The sequence below is a fragment of the Streptomyces sp. genome (genome assembly GCF_036524955.1).
Classification (GTDB): domain Bacteria; phylum Actinomycetota; class Actinomycetes; order Streptomycetales; family Streptomycetaceae; genus Actinacidiphila.
The window spans coordinates 1-12,882 of record NZ_DATDBG010000003.1; the positions used below are offsets into that span (position 1 = coordinate 1).

A 12,882-nucleotide genomic window follows, 5' to 3' on the forward strand; every position below is an offset into this window, starting at 1 on the left:
CCGGGGGTGCCCGGGGGCCCCTGCCCCCCGATCGCACCCCTTATTCTTTGTCTTACGCATCCGCCCGCAGGCGGTGGATGCCGAACCGAGGAGCCGTCTTGGCCGATCTTCACGTCGAGCTGGTGGCCGCGGACCGCAGTGTCTGGTCCGGCGAGGCCACCATGGTCATCGCCCGCACCATGTCCGGTGACATCGGCATCATGGCGGGACACGAGCCGCTGCTCGGTGTGCTCCAGTCCGGTCCGGTGACCGTCCGCACCAGCGACGGCGGCACGGTGATCGCCGCCGTGCACGGCGGTTTCATCTCTTTCGCCGACGACAAGCTGTCGGTGCTCGCGGAGGTCGCCGAGCTGGCCGAGGAGATCGACGTCGCCCGCGCGGAGCGGGCGCTGGAGCGGTCCAAGGCCGAGGCCGACGCGGCGGCCGAGCGCCGCGCCGAGGTCCGGCTGACCGCGGCGGCGGGCGCACACTGAACGTACGACCGCGGCACGCACCGTCACCGCACGTACGACCGCCGAACACACAACCGAAGACAGTCATCACAGGCGTAACCGCAGGACCACGGCGCCGCGGACTGCCCCCTCGGGCGGTTCGCGGCTCCGGCACAGCAAGGGCGGCAACCATTTCTAGGCGAGGAGGTCGGTGGGCGTGATCCTCGCTTTCCAGGTGGGCGGCGCGATCGTCGCCGCGGCGCTGCTGGGACTCTTCCTCTTCGGTCTGCGCCGCCGCCTCATCCAGCGCCCCGGCGGCACCTTCGACTGCAGCCTGCGGGTCGCCCCGCCGGAGGGCACGGAACCCGGCGGCAAGGGGTGGGTCTACGGTGTCGCCCGCTACAGCGGCGACCGCGTCGAATGGTTCCGCGTCTTCTCCTACGCGATCCGCCCCCGCCGCATCCTCGAACGCCCCGCCATCGAGGTACTGGGTCGCCGCGACCCCCAGGGCTCCGAGGAGCTCGCCCTCCTGTCGGACGCGGTGGTCCTCACCTGCGCCCACCGCGGCACCCGCCTGGAGCTCGCCATGAGCGACGACGCCCTGACCGGTTTCCTCGCCTGGCTGGAGGCCGCTCCACCGGGCCAGCGAGTCAATGTGGCCTGAAAAAAGGGGTCTCGCTGTTGGGGGTACCCCCGGCCGGAGGCTGGGGGAGGGTCAATGTGGCCTGAAAAAAAGGGGTCTCGCTGTTGGGGGTACCCCCGGCCGGAGGCTGGGGCGTGAGCGTCGCCCGATTGCTGTACCGGGCAAGCGGGGCCGAGATCGCCTGCCCGGTACGGGTACAGGGCGCTACCCGAGACCGTTGCTGAGCGCGGTCACGAGTTCGCCGTTGCCGGTGTCTCCGCTGAACTCCCAGAAGAACGCACCCTTGAGGCCCTGGGTCTTGGCGTACGCCATCTTGCCGGCGATGGTGGACGGAGTGTCGTAGCTCCACCAGTCGCTGCCGCAGTGGCCGTACGCGGTGCCCGCCACGGTGCCCGTGGCCGGGCACTTGGTCTTGAGGACCTTGTAGTCCTCGATGCCCTGCTCGTACGTGCCGGCCGCGGCCCCGGTCGCGGTGCCGCCCGGCGCGGCTTGGGTGACGCCCGTCCAGCCCCTGCCGTAGAAGCCGATACCCAGGTTCATCTTGTTCGCCGGGACGCCCTTGGCCTTGAGCTTCTGGATCGCGGCGTCGGAGTTGAAGCCCGCCTGCGGGATGCCGCTGTAGGAGGTGAGGGGGGAGTGCGGGGCGGTCGGGCCCTGGGCGTTCCAGGCGCCGAAGTAGTCGTACGTCATCACGTTGTACCAGTCGACGTACTGTGCGGCGCCCGCGTAATCGGCGGCGTCGATCTTGCCGCCGGCCGAGCCGTCCCCGGTGATGGCCGCGGTGACCAGGCCGGTGCCGAACCTGGCGCGCAGCGCGGACATCAGGTTCTTGAAGGCCGCCGCGCCGCTGGTGTCGCACGACAGACCGCAGGCGTTCGGGTACTCCCAGTCGATGTCGATGCCGTCGAAGACGTCGGCCCAGCGCGGGTCCTCGACCAGGTTGTAGCAGGAGGTCGCGAAGGCGGTGGGGTTCGCCGCGGCCTGGGGGAAGCCGCCGGACCAGGTCCAGCCGCCGAAGGACCAGATGACCTTGAGGCCCGGGTGCAGCCTCTTCAGCTGGCGGAGCTGGTTGATGGCGCCGGCCACCGGCTGGTCCCAGGTGTCGGCGGTGCCGTCGACGCTGTTCGCGGCGGTGTACGTCATCTGGTAGTCGGCGTAGGCGTCGCCGACGGCGCACTGGCCGTTGGTGACGTTGCCGAACGCGTAGTTGATCGTGTTGATCTTCGAGGCGCTGCCCGAGGTCTCGATGTTCTTGGGGAAGTACTGACGGCCGTAGACGCCCCAGTCGGCGAAGTACCCCAGCTTCACGGTGCCGCTGCCGCCTCCTCCGCCGCCCGTGCCGCTGGTGGCGACGGTCAGGACGCCGCTGGAGGGGCCGGTCTGGTTCGCGGTGTCGCGGGCTGTGACCGTGTAGGTGTAGGTGGTGCCGGCGGTGAGTCCGGTGTCGTTGAAAGTGGTGCCGGTGACGGTGGCGATCCGGGTGGCGCCGCGGTGGACGTCGTAGTTCTGGATGCCGTGGTCGTCGGTGGCGGCGGTCCAGTTCAGGGTGAGCGAGGTGCTGGTGACGTTGCTCGCGGTGGGGGTGCCGGGCGCCGAGGGCGGGGTGTCGGTGGTGCCGCCTCCGGACGGGCCGACGAGGGCGAGGTCGTCGGCGTGGTACGCGCCCTGGGAATACCAGCCGTGGACCCAGACCGTGACCGATGTGGTGCTCGGGCCCGTGGTGAACGTCGTGCTCAGCGGCTGGTACGCGGTGGCCGAGGTCCAGGTCGACGGGTCGGTGCCCCCGGTGCCGGTGGCGCCGATGAAGACGTAGTTGCCCTGGACGTAGCCGCTCAGGGTGTACGCGGAGCCGGGTGTGACGGCGACCGTCTGCGAGCACTGGGCGGTGTCGGCGTCGGTCGGCAGCGCGCGCAGGGCGGCCGACCCGCCGTGCACGGGAGCGGACACCGTACTGCCGCTGCCCGCCGTGCAGGTCCATCCGGCCAGGCCGGACTCGAAACCGGGATTGGCCAGGATGTTCGGGTCCGCCGCGTGCGCCTGGGTGGTGAGACCGACGGCGACGAGCGCACCGATCGCGCCGAGGGCGACGAGGCGCCGCAGGCGGGTCATCCGGTGCCGTACTCCACGACTCTGTGCATGACTGTCAGATCTCAAGGGAACTCCTCGCACCGGTCCCCGGGTGGGGACGGCCGTGGGGGTGGGGGTGATCTGGAGGTAAATGATCTAGACATGACACATCTGACCTTGCGCTCAGGAGCGTAAAAGGTATGGACCAATTGGTCAATGGGTCCCGGACCGCGCCGGCCGTCCGGCCCGGCGGGCTGTCCTAGCGGTTCTCCCCAGGTACCCAGAGCACGTCTCCGCGCTCCTTGTTGGCCGTCCGCGCCAGGATGAACAGCAGGTCGGAGAGGCGGTTGAGGTAGGTGGCGGTCAGCGGGTTCATCGTGTCGCCGTGTTCGGCCAGCGCCGCCCATGTGGAGCGTTCCGCGCGGCGGACGACGGTGCACGCCTGGTGGAGGAGGGCGGCGCCCGGGGTCCCGCCGGGCAGGATGAAGCTGCGGAGCTTGTCGAGGTCGGCCAGGAAGCGGTCGCACTCCGCCTCAAGGCGGTCGACGTACGACTGCTCCACGCGCAGCGGCGGGTACGCCGGGTCCGGCACCACCGGGGTCGCGAGGTCCGCGCCCACGTCGAAAAGGTCGTTCTGCACGCGGATCAGGACCGCGGTCACGGATTCCGGCAGCGTCCCGAGGGCGAGCGCCACCCCGATCGCCGCGTTGGCCTCGTTCGCGTCGGCGTACGCGGCGATCCGGGTGTCGGTCTTCGCCGTGCGGCTCATGTCGCCCAGCGCGGTCGTGCCGTCGTCGCCGGTGCGCGTGTAGATACGGGTGAGGTTGACCATGTCTGTGAGCGTAGGCCCTGCGGCCTCCTGCCGCCCCCACCGCGAGCACCGCCAACGGTGCGACCAAAGACACACGGTGGCGCGTCCGGCAACGTGCTGCGCCCGGTGGTGAACGAGCGTTAAGGTCCGGCGAGACCCCCGAACGGAAGGTGTGTGCCGTGGCGAAGAAGCTCGCCGTCATCGGAGCCGGACTGATGGGCTCCGGCATCGCGCAGGTGTCCGCACAGGCGGGCTACGAGGTGATCCTGCGGGACGTCACGGACGAGGCGCTGGCCCGTGGCACGGACGGAATCCGGGCGTCGTACGAGAAGTTCGTCGCCAAGGGCACTCTCGACGCGGCGGAGGCCGAAGCCGCGCTCGCCCGGATCACCACCACCACCGACCTGGACGCGGCGGCCGAGGCCGACCTCGTGGTGGAGGCCGTCTTCGAGCGGGTCGAGGTCAAGCAGGAGATCTTCCGCACCCTGGACCGTATCGTCCGCGACGACACGATCCTCGCCTCCAACACCTCCGCGATCCCGATCACCAAGATCGCCGCCGCCACCGAGCACCCCGAGCGCGTCGTCGGCACCCACTTCTTCTCGCCGGTCCCGCTGATGCGGCTGTGCGAACTCGTCCGCGGCCTCAAGACGAGCGACGACACGCTGGCCCGCGCCCGTGAGTTCGCCGAGAACATCGGCAAGACCTGCGTCGTCGTCAACCGCGACGTGGCCGGCTTCGTCACCACCCGGCTCATCTCCGCGCTCGTCGTGGAGGCGGTCAAGCTCTACGAGTCCGGGGTCGCCTCGGCCGAGGACATCGACACCGCCTGCAAGCTCGGCTTCGGCCACGCGATGGGCCCGCTCGCCACCACCGACCTCACCGGTGTCGACATCCTGCTGCACGCCACCGGCAACATCTACACCGAGTCGCAGGACGAGAAGTTCGCCCCGCCGGAGATCATGCGCCGCATGGTCGACGCGGGGGACCTCGGCCGCAAGACCGGTCAGGGGTTCTACAGGTACGGAGCGAACTAAGAAACATCACTCGGAGGAGTGAATTCGGTATCGATTCGCTCACAGACGGCAACTTCTCTGTGCGACGGGCCGTCAGTTGTGTGAAGACATACGGATCCGGCCGTCGAGACGGCGTTCACGCCAGCACCTCCGGGGAGTGACTATGCACATCAGGGGCGACGACGCCGAGCTGGTCGTCGGAGGCCGCCTCGATGTACGCAGCGCCGCGGACGCCCGTACGGCTCTGCACACCGCCGTCGACTCCGGCCGCGGCGATCTCGTACTCGACCTGACCGAACTCGACTCCTGGGACGCGACCGGTCTCGGCGTCATCATGGGCGCCCACCGCAGGGCCGGCCGCGCGAACCGGAGGCTGGTGCTGCGCGGGGTGCCGCCGCAGATGCAGCGGCTGCTGGTGGCCACCCGGCTGCACCGAATCCTCGCGATCGAGGCCGAAAGGTGATGTAAGGGCAGCTCGGCAACCCTGCCCTTCATCGATACGGCGTGAGCCCTTAGAGTTTGGGCTCGAACGGCCAGACGGCGTGCCACCCCGTACGCCGGACAAGGGGAATCGGACGGGTCCCGCGCGAGCGATCGCCTACGCGCAAGCCCAGGCGGCACGTCCGAGGATGCCCCCATACGTCACGCACCTTGGGGGGCGTACGAGATGGATCAGCGGAACGGCGACCCGGGCGAGCGTCCGGACCGGACGTCCGAGGGCTTCGACCCGTTCGGCACGGGTACGGGTGCCGGTGTCGGTGTCGGCGGATCGGACGCGGTGGGCGGCGGCGAAGGGTTCGACGGGTTCCGCGGCGGTGCCGGTTCGGGCCGAACCCATGACACGGTGGGGACCGGCCGCGAGGGAGGTGCCGATGCGTTCGACGGGTTCGGCACGGGCGGCACGGCTGGCGCTGTCGGGGCCGGGAACCCAAGTGACGAGGCCGGCGACCAGGCCGCGTTCGACCCGTTCGGGGCGAGGCCCGCGTCTGTCGGGTCTTCCGCGTCTTCCGCGGCGGCGCTCGTACCGCTGACACCGCCGCAGATCGTCCCGCTGTCCGACGGGACGTCGCCGCTGCCGCGGGTGACGGCCCGGCCGCCGAGGGACTCGGTCCCCGCGGAGAGGGGGACGCCCAGCGGCGGGACGTCCCGGGTGCGGCGGATCGTGGCCGGTGACTACCTGCTGACGGTCAATCCGGTGGACGGCACGGAGGTCACGCCGTGCCCGCCCGAGGAGCGCAGGACGCCGGTCCGCCGTTCCGAGGTGGATCGCGCCGCCCGGATCGGCGCCGCGCGCCCCGCCCCGCCGCCGGGCCCGCCCGCGCCCGAACTGCCGCTGCTGGAACGCGACGAGGAGAAGGAGCGGCTGGTCCGGCTGCTCGCCCGCGGCCGTTCGATCCGGGTCACCGGCCCGTCCGGCGTGGGGCGTACCACCCTGCTGGAAGCGGTCGCCGACGCCTGCGGCGACCTCGCGCCCGACGGCGTGCTGTGGCTCTCCGGCTACCGGCGCACCGCCGCCGACCTCCTCCAGGACCTCTACGCCACCGTCTACGCCGGTGAGGACCACCGCCCCGACCGGGCGGACCTCCCACGACTGCTGCGGGCGATCGGCGCGGTCGTCGTCCTGGACGACCTGGAGTTCGGCGGGTCCGCGCTGGAGGACCTGCTCGCCACCGCGCCCGAGTGCGCCTTCCTGCTGTCGGCCACCCCCGACGTCCCCGCGCCCTCGCCCGACTCGATGATCGAAGAGGTCTTCCTGCCCGGGCTCACCCGGGCGGCCTGCGTGGATCTGCTCCAACTCGCCGCCGGGCGGCGGCTGGAGGACGACGAGCCGGCCTGGGCGGCGGACCTGTGGTTCGAGTCGGAGGGGCTGCCGCTGCGGTTCGTACAGGCCGGGGCGCTGCTCCGGCAGCGGGACGTGCTGCGCCAGCCGCCCGAGCCGGACTCGGACGACTCCGTCTGGGAAAACGGTTCGCCGGCCGCGGTGCGCGGGGCATCGCCGGAGATCCCGGATCTCACCGGGTTCGACGAGCCGGTGCCGGGAGCCTGGTCCGGGGCTGGGTCCGAGGCTGGGGCCGCGTACTCGGCGCCGACCGAGCCGTCCGCCGGCGCCGAGTACGTGCCCGTCCCGTCGCCCGCTCCCGTGCTGCTGCCTGCCGCCCACGTACCGCTGCCGTCCCTCGCGGAGGGCGCCGCGCCCGCCAACCTGCTCGTCTCCCGGCTCGGCGAAGCGGCGCGCGAGGCGCTGGCCTTCGCCGTCGCGCTGGACGGCGAGTGCCCGCACCCGTCCCACCTGCCCGCGCTCGTCGGGGACGCCCACGGGGACGCGGCCATGGGCGAACTCACCTCCGTCGGGCTCGCCCTGCCCGTCGGCTCCCACTTCCGCCTCGCCGCCGGCGTCGTGCAGCAGCTCTCCGCCACCCTCGCCGAGGACGGCGAACTCTCCGACATCCAGGCGCACACCGCGGCCCTCCACTACACCTGGTGGACCGGCCACCCCTCCGTCACCCCGGCGCGGGCCGCCGCCGAGTCCGAGGCGATCATCGCGGCGATGACCGCGTGCCGCGACGGCGGCCACGCCAGTGCGGCGGTGCTGCTCGCGCGTTCGGTGGCGCCCGTGTTCGCCGCGGCGCTGCACTGGGGCGCGTGGGAGCGGGCGCTGCGGGTCGGTCAGGAGGCCGCCCGGCTGGCCGGGGAGGTCGCCGAAGAGGCGTACTTCCACCACGAGTTGGGCGTGCTGGCGCTCTGTACCGGCCATACGGACCGGGCCCGAGCCGAGCTTGAGGCGTCCATCGCGCTGCGGGGTGCCCTGGCCGACCGCCAGGGCACGGTCGTCGGCCGCCGTACGCTGGCGCTGATCAACGACCGGGCGGGAGCGAGGCCGCCGGCACTCCCGGCCGGCGCGTCCCTCCCGGCGTTGCCCGCGGGCTCCGGGGTGCCCGCCGCGACGGCTCTCGCGCTGCCCGAAGCGGCGCTCACGGTGATCAACAAGCACCCGGCGGGCCCGACGTCCTCCTCCGGCGGCGGACCCGGCGGCGTCCCCGCCCACCGCCTCGTCGCCGTGCGCTCCCGCCGCAACCTCGTCGCGGCCGGCACCGGCGTCCTCCTCGCGGGCGTCCTCGGCACGATCGTCACCCTGGGCGCCACCTCGGGCGGCGGCGACACCCCCAACCGGGTACAGCCCATCGAATCCGGCCGGCAGGACGGCTCGGGCGACATCACGGCACCCCCGGAGGACGGCGGCGCCACGGCCCCTGCTGCCCCGGCCTCCACCACACCCTCCTCCACGGCCCCCACGACGACGACCGCGTCGGCCCCGGGCTCCACCGACGGCACCACGCCGCCCCCGGACCAGCCCACCACGAGCCCGCCGGGCCGCATCACCTCTCCGCCGGGTGCCCCGACCACCTCCCCGGCAGGCACCACCACCACGGGTGGCGGCGGGTCCACGACCCCGCCGCCGGTGACGGATACGTCGAAGCCGCCGCAGACCCCGTCCACGAGTCCGACCGCGACGGCGCCCACACCGACGGACACCGCACCCTCGTCCACCACCTCGCCGCCGACAGGCCCCGTGACCCTGCCCCAGTCGTCCTCAGCCGGCCCTTCCGCGACGCCCACCACGGCCGCCGCCGCGCAGACCACCTCCGCCGAGACCGCCACCACCTCCCCGGAGCCGAGCCCTTCCACAACCCCCACGGCCTTCGCGACGTAACCCGCCCTGAGCCCCACTCGGCACCGCCGGTCAGTCAGCGGCTGGTGGAGTTCCCCCGGACGGCGAGGACCGTTTTGCCCTGCGCGGTACGGTTCTCCAGGGCGCGGTGGATGTCTGCGGCTTCGCCAAGCGGGACGATCGCGGGCCGCGGCTCGCGCAGGACGCCGCGGTGGGTGAGGTCGACCACGGCTGACAGGGCCGCGCCGACGCGGTGGGCGACGAGGTGGGCCACGCCGCCCAGGCTGAGGCCGAGAACCTGGCGGGTGTTCAGCCAGGTCGAGTCGCCGGACAGGAACGGGTCCTGGCCGCTGGCGTGGTCGCCGACGGTTTCGTGGCGCAGCGTTGACTACGCCCAGTGGCCGCACGTGTGTGCTCGGTTCACTGAGTTCGTCCGGGACGGCCGACGGCCGTCTGTGCCGGCGGGCTGAGTGGAGGAGAGCGGCGTGATCAAGGAAGGTGCGGGCGGGCGGTGACCTTCCGTCAACGGAGCGGCCGTCGCCCGGTCCTCGACCGCGATCCCCGGAATCGCCTTGTACGTGGGGCTGCTGCGCGCGGACCTGTTCGCCGCGAACGTCGGCCTCGGGATCGTCGTCGCCGCCGCTGTGCTCGCGGGGTGGTTCCGCGGTCCGGTCGCCGGCACCTGGCCGCAGGATTCGCCGCACTCTTCCTCACGACCCTGGCGGTCGTGTTCCTGCGGGGCATCCGCGGCGCGGACGCCGTCCGTCGCGCCGACCTCGTCACCTTCGGCTGGCCGAACCGGCTGTAGGGCACCCCCTTTTCGCAGGCCGGGGGTGCCCGGCGGGTCAGAAGAGCCGGAGTTTGTCGTCCTCGATGCCGCGCATGGCGTCGTAGTCGAGGACGAGGCAGTCGATGTTGCGGTCGGTGGCCAGGACGCGGGCCTGGGGTTTGATCTCCTGGGCCGCGAACACGCCCCGGACCGGGGCCAGGTGGGGGTCGCGGTTGAGGAGTTCGAGGTAGCGGGTGAGCTGCTCGACGCCGTCGATGTCGCCGCGGCGCTTGAGTTCGACGGCGACGGTGCCGCCGGAGGCGTCGCGGCAGAGGATGTCGACCGGGCCGATCGCCGTGGGGTACTCGCGGCGGACGAGGGTCCAGCCCGCGCCGAGGATCTCCATGCGGTCGGCCAGGAGTTCCTGGAGGTGCGCCTCGACGCCGTCCTTGATCAGGCCCGGGTCGACACCGAGTTCGTGCGAGGAGTCGTGCAGTATCTCCTCGATGCTGATGATCAGCTGCTCCCCGGCCTTGTTGACCACCGTCCAGACGCCGTCGTCGCCCTCCTTGAGGGTGCACGGCGGCGACATCCAGTTCAGCGGCTTGTAGGCGCGGTCGTCGGCGTGCACGGACAGACTGCCGTCCGCCTTGATCAGCAGCAGCCGGGTGGCCGTGGGGAGGTGAGCGGAGAGCCGGCCCGCGTAGTCGACGGAGCAGCGGGCGATGACGAGACGCATGGAGCGCAACGCTACTCGACCTCGCCGCCCCCACGCGATTCGCCCTCCGCCGCGGGCCACCCGGCGGCCTCGGCGGCACCGGCATGGTCGGCACCCCGGCGAAGATCACATCGCCGACCGTCTGGCAACGTCGGCCGACCACACAAAATTGGCTGGTTGTGAATGTCGCCGCCTGGTGCGGCCGTGCCGGGGACCCATACGGTGGGAGCCGGGAGCCCACGGGCGGGCACCGCCGGGACGGCTTCCGTTCATCCTCCCCCTTGGCCCTTCGGGCATGGGGGTGCCCCACTTGACCCCGTTCAGGTGACGGGGTCACGAGAGGAGTACCCATGTCGCTCGACGTCTCTCCGGCCCTTCTCGAACAGGCCGAGCGAGGCGAGGTCGACGAGCAGGAGTTCGTCGACTGCGTCCGGACGTCCCTCCCCTACGCATGGGAGATGATCAGCTCGCTGGTCGCGCAACTGAAGGTCGACGGGGGCGATTTCGCCGACAACCAGGTGCCGCCGCCGAGCGAGAAGGAGCGTGGTCAGCTCCTGCGCGCGCTGGCGAGCGACGCGATACGGGGGGCGTTACAGCGGCACTTCGGGGTGCGGCTGGCCTTCCAGAACTGCCACCGGGTGGCGGTCTTCCCGCTGGACCCCGCGGTCGACGCGAGCCACGCGCGGTTCACCTCGACCCGCGCGCAGGTCCTCAACCAGTCCGAGGAGCTGCGGGACTGCTGAGCCCTGCCGCGGGTAGCCGCGGTCGGCGGGTGCCGGCTGCGCCGGCGGAACCGATCGCCGGGATCCGCAGCCCGCCGGGATAAGCGACCACCCGCGGTCCGCACAACCGGACGTGCTCCCGCAACCGGCCCCGTACACCGAATCAGGCCAGTTCCGGGAGTACGTCCGCGCCCAGTCGGGCCACGTTCTCCAGCGTGGTCGCGAGATCGCCCGAGCCCTCCGCGAGGAGGGCGAACCGCGTGATGCCGGTACGCTCGGCGGTCGCCGCGAGCCGGTCGGCGCAGAGCCTAGGCGGGCCCACCGGGTGCAGGGCGCACAGCAGTTGGGTGTAGGCGAGCGGATCGCGCATCGCCCGTGGCGAACCGTCGTACGTACGATGCGCCGCGAGTCCCTGCTGCAGCCAGCCGGGCATCGCTTTCAGAAGTGACTCGGCCGCGTCCGCCCGGGTGTCGGCGATCTGGACGACGCCGACCGAGACGTGCTCGGCGGCGGTGACGGTGTCGGACGGGTGGCCCGCGGCCAGCGCGGCCTGGCGCCACAGCGCGACCATCTCGGCCTTCTCCTCGTCCCCGCAGTGCATGCCCAGCAGCATCGGCAGCCCGCGCTCGGCGGCCAGCCGGACCGTACCCGGCGACGTACAGGCGACGACCACGGGTGGGCCGCAGGCGCCGTCGAGTTCGTCGGCGCGCGGTACGACGGGCACTTCGCGGAACACGTACCGGGGGCCGTCCGCGCCGACGGCCGGCTCGCGCAGCCAGCGCAACAGCAGGTCGACGGATTCGGGGAAGCCGCTTTCGTAGGCCGCGAGACCAGCGCCGAATACCTCCAGGTCCACCCAGGGGCCGCCGCGGCCCACGCCCAGCGTGAACCGGCCGCCCGACGCCACGTGCAGTAGCGCGGACTGCTCGCCGAGCGCCACCGGGTGCGCGGTCGGCAGCACGCTCACCGCGGTGCCGACCCCGATCCGCGAGGTCCGCCCGAGCAGCACACCGGCGAGGGTGATCGCGGACGGGCACACGCCGTACGGCACGAAGTGGTGCTCGGCCAGCCACACCGCGTCCAACCCCGCGCTCTCCGCCGCATCGGCGGTGAATATCGCCCGGTGCAGCGCTTCCCCTTGGCCCTGTCCCGGGAACTGGGCCGCGAGAACGAATGCCCCAACTCGCATCGCTCCCTCCCTCCTTCACCATCTAACGCCTGGCACGTGCCAAAGGCACGGCTTTCTACGGCGTTTTCATGATTTTCGGCAGCCGCTCGCGGAAGGTACCGCTCGGCCGGTCGCTGTCCCTGCGCGTACGCTGGACTGACTGTCCGCGAAGAGACCAGCAGAGCGCGAGGTGCCCCGTGTCGCCGCGACGAAACCGCCCGTACGCCTCGGGCCGCCCCGCCGACCACGATCATGAACGCGAATCCGGTGTCGGCGGCGGCAGCACCGAGTTGTGGCAGGGCGAGGAGTGGGTGGTGCGCCCGATCGCGGGCAGCGCCTCCGCGAAGCTCTACCGGTGCCCGGGCTGCGACCAGGAGATCCCGCCGGGTGTCGCCCACGTGGTCGCGTGGCGCGAGTACGGGGGCGTGGACGATCGGCGGCACTGGCACCGGGCGTGCTGGAGCGCGAAGGACCGCCGCACCACCAAGGTGCAGCGGTCCCGTAACGCGCCTCGGTATTAGCGCCGCGCGGTCAGGAGGTGCCCGTCTCGGAGCGGCATCCGGTGCGGGTGCGTCGCAGGGCGCCGGACCGGCCTCGTCGTGGGCCTGCCCGGTCGGTGGGGCAGCGCCGCGAGGTGCCGTGCCGGGCGTCGCGACGGGGCCAACCCTGACCAGCCCTGGCCGACGGGGACGACGCGGACGACGCGGCTGACGCGGCACCGGGCCGAGGGTTTGCCGAGGCTTCGCCTCGGGGCCGGTTGGGGTGGTTCGGCCCGCCGGGCAGCGCCGTCCCGGATCGCGCGGCACCCGGGTCCCGCCGTTGCGGCGGGACCCGGGTGCCGCGGTGGGAGGGCGCGCTCCGGGTTCG

Annotated in this window: 13 protein-coding genes; 8 read left to right on the plus strand and 5 right to left on the minus strand. The window is 72.4% G+C overall.

Annotation, left to right across the window (positions count from 1 at the left end; genetic code table 11):
* Nucleotides 1-98: 98 nt before the first annotated feature.
* Both VIW71_RS00055 and VIW71_RS00060 read left to right on the plus strand, forming a co-directional pair.
* Nucleotides 99-473, plus strand: a complete 375-nt coding sequence (locus VIW71_RS00055; RefSeq protein ID WP_414720609.1) for a F0F1 ATP synthase subunit epsilon — start codon at nt 99-101, stop codon at nt 471-473.
* 175 nt (nt 474-648) lie between these two features.
* Nucleotides 649-1,095, plus strand: a complete 447-nt coding sequence (locus VIW71_RS00060; RefSeq protein ID WP_331619654.1) for a DUF2550 domain-containing protein — start codon at nt 649-651, stop codon at nt 1,093-1,095.
* A 183-nt stretch (nt 1,096-1,278) separates the two neighbouring features.
* On the opposite strand, the gene VIW71_RS00065 is transcribed toward VIW71_RS00060, so the two are convergent.
* Both VIW71_RS00065 and VIW71_RS00070 read right to left on the minus strand, forming a co-directional pair.
* Nucleotides 1,279-3,183, minus strand: a complete 1,905-nt coding sequence (locus VIW71_RS00065) for a glycosyl hydrolase family 18 protein (RefSeq protein WP_331619655.1) — start codon at nt 3,181-3,183, stop codon at nt 1,279-1,281.
* A 217-nt stretch (nt 3,184-3,400) separates the two neighbouring features.
* Nucleotides 3,401-3,973 (minus strand): cob(I)yrinic acid a,c-diamide adenosyltransferase, encoded by a 573-nt coding sequence (locus VIW71_RS00070; RefSeq protein ID WP_331619656.1) that lies wholly within the window; start codon nt 3,971-3,973, stop codon nt 3,401-3,403.
* A 158-nt stretch (nt 3,974-4,131) separates the two neighbouring features.
* Between VIW71_RS00070 and VIW71_RS00075 the strand changes: the two genes are divergently transcribed.
* The 3 genes from VIW71_RS00075 to VIW71_RS00085 all read left to right on the plus strand — a co-directional run bounded on the left by VIW71_RS00075 (nt 4,132) and on the right by VIW71_RS00085 (nt 8,680).
* Nucleotides 4,132-4,989, plus strand: a complete 858-nt coding sequence (locus tag VIW71_RS00075) for a 3-hydroxyacyl-CoA dehydrogenase family protein (protein WP_331619657.1) — start codon at nt 4,132-4,134, stop codon at nt 4,987-4,989.
* 142 nt (nt 4,990-5,131) lie between these two features.
* Nucleotides 5,132-5,431 carry an STAS domain-containing protein gene (locus VIW71_RS00080; protein WP_331619658.1) on the plus strand — a complete coding sequence of 100 codons (300 nt, stop codon included), beginning with the start codon at nt 5,132-5,134 and terminating at the stop codon, nt 5,429-5,431.
* A 204-nt stretch (nt 5,432-5,635) separates the two neighbouring features.
* The gene (locus tag VIW71_RS00085) at nt 5,636-8,680 is read left to right on the plus strand and encodes an ATP-binding protein (RefSeq protein ID WP_331619659.1); all 3,045 of its coding nucleotides are present in this window, start codon (nt 5,636-5,638) and stop codon (nt 8,678-8,680) included.
* A gap of 34 nt (nt 8,681-8,714) precedes the next feature.
* Here VIW71_RS00085 and VIW71_RS00090 read toward each other — a convergent pair whose 3' ends face one another.
* Nucleotides 8,715-8,912, minus strand: coding sequence for a hypothetical protein (locus VIW71_RS00090; RefSeq protein WP_331619660.1), 198 nt, complete (start codon nt 8,910-8,912; stop codon nt 8,715-8,717).
* A 381-nt stretch (nt 8,913-9,293) separates the two neighbouring features.
* On the opposite strand from VIW71_RS00090, the gene VIW71_RS00095 reads away from it, so the two are divergent.
* On the plus strand, nt 9,294-9,446 hold the full coding sequence (locus VIW71_RS00095) for a hypothetical protein (RefSeq protein ID WP_331619661.1): 153 nt from the start codon (nt 9,294-9,296) through the stop codon (nt 9,444-9,446).
* Between the two features lie 37 nt (nt 9,447-9,483).
* Here VIW71_RS00095 and nucS read toward each other — a convergent pair whose 3' ends face one another.
* Complete coding sequence (nucS, locus tag VIW71_RS00100) at nt 9,484-10,146, minus strand: endonuclease NucS (protein ID WP_331619662.1); 663 nt, start codon at nt 10,144-10,146, stop codon at nt 9,484-9,486.
* A gap of 329 nt (nt 10,147-10,475) precedes the next feature.
* Here nucS and VIW71_RS00105 point away from each other — a divergent pair, with 329 nt between their 5' ends.
* Nucleotides 10,476-10,868, plus strand: coding sequence for an SCO5389 family protein (locus VIW71_RS00105; RefSeq protein WP_331619663.1), 393 nt, complete (start codon nt 10,476-10,478; stop codon nt 10,866-10,868).
* Nucleotides 10,869-11,010: 142 nt separating this feature from the next.
* Here VIW71_RS00105 and VIW71_RS00110 read toward each other — a convergent pair whose 3' ends face one another.
* A complete protein-coding gene (locus VIW71_RS00110) occupies nt 11,011-12,036 on the minus strand; it encodes an LLM class flavin-dependent oxidoreductase (RefSeq protein ID WP_331619665.1) in 1,026 nt (341 codons plus the stop codon).
* A gap of 176 nt (nt 12,037-12,212) precedes the next feature.
* On the opposite strand from VIW71_RS00110, the gene VIW71_RS00115 reads away from it, so the two are divergent.
* A complete protein-coding gene (locus VIW71_RS00115) occupies nt 12,213-12,536 on the plus strand; it encodes an ATP/GTP-binding protein (RefSeq protein ID WP_331619666.1) in 324 nt (107 codons plus the stop codon).
* The last annotated feature ends 346 nt before the right edge of the window (nt 12,537-12,882 follow it).

Coding starts and splice junctions, on each gene's coding strand:
- VIW71_RS00065 (WP_331619655.1), bottom strand. CDS start 3,183: ATGACCCGCCTGCGGCGCCTCGTCGCCCTCGGCGCGATCGGTGCGCTC.
- VIW71_RS00110 (WP_331619665.1), bottom strand. CDS start 12,036: ATGCGAGTTGGGGCATTCGTTCTCGCGGCCCAGTTCCCGGGACAGGGC.
- nucS (WP_331619662.1), bottom strand. CDS start 10,146: ATGCGTCTCGTCATCGCCCGCTGCTCCGTCGACTACGCGGGCCGGCTC.
- VIW71_RS00085 (WP_331619659.1), top strand. CDS start 5,636: ATGGATCAGCGGAACGGCGACCCGGGCGAGCGTCCGGACCGGACGTCC.
- VIW71_RS00105 (WP_331619663.1), top strand. CDS start 10,476: ATGTCGCTCGACGTCTCTCCGGCCCTTCTCGAACAGGCCGAGCGAGGC.
- VIW71_RS00080 (WP_331619658.1), top strand. CDS start 5,132: ATGCACATCAGGGGCGACGACGCCGAGCTGGTCGTCGGAGGCCGCCTC.
- VIW71_RS00070 (WP_331619656.1), bottom strand. CDS start 3,973: ATGGTCAACCTCACCCGTATCTACACGCGCACCGGCGACGACGGCACG.